Genomic DNA, 634 nt, shown 5'->3' with positions numbered 1-634 from the left:
AAGACTGGTTGCCGGCGCCCTTGATGAAGTCGCCCTCCCAGTGACCAGGCATCACCCGGTCGTCGACCTCGGGCGGGCGCACATGGATGCTCACCATGTCGGGGATCTGGCCACGCCGGTCAGTGCCGCGCTTACGTGACATGCGCGTGCTGTGGCCGTGGCGCAGACAGGCGATAAGCTGGCGGCGCAGCTCACCGCGTGGCTGCGCATAGATGGCGGTGTAGATGGTCTCGTGCGAGACGTGCTGCGTCGGATCGTTGGGCCACATCCGCTTGAGGGTACCTGAGATCTGCTGGGGTGACCACTTCCACTCCAGCAGTGTGAGTACTACACGCCACGGCACGCTTTGAGGGTGCAGCTTGGGACAGGGGCGCGCAGCCTCACGTCGACTCGCGCTAAGCGCGTGCGCCGGTGCAGACGCATAGCCCACGGCAGAACAGGTGTTTCTGGCCAGCTCGCGGCTCACGGTCGATGCCGAGCGCCCGAGTGTTCGGGCCATGGCCCGAACACTCGATCCCAGCTGCTTCATGCTTGCAATCGTCACGCGTTCTTCGGGCTGCAGTTGTTGGTAAGTTCTTTTTTGCATTCGCACACCTTACACGAGCAAGGTGTTGCACTTCAGATTTGATGGCGC

At 62.8% G+C, this 634-nt stretch carries 1 protein-coding gene; it reads right to left on the bottom strand.

Annotation, left to right across the window (positions count from 1 at the left end):
• A partial coding sequence (locus P0D89_RS53860; RefSeq protein ID WP_408371470.1) for an IS30 family transposase occupies positions 1–586 on the bottom strand: 586 nt, incomplete at its 3' end.
• Between the last annotated feature and the right edge of the window lie 48 nt (positions 587–634).

Source organism: Paraburkholderia sp. RL18-085-BIA-A (assembly GCF_046027075.1).
GTDB lineage: Bacteria > Pseudomonadota > Gammaproteobacteria > Burkholderiales > Burkholderiaceae > Paraburkholderia.
Note: the sequence above shows the minus strand (reverse complement) of the source record. Positions and strands in the feature narration are given on the sequence as shown.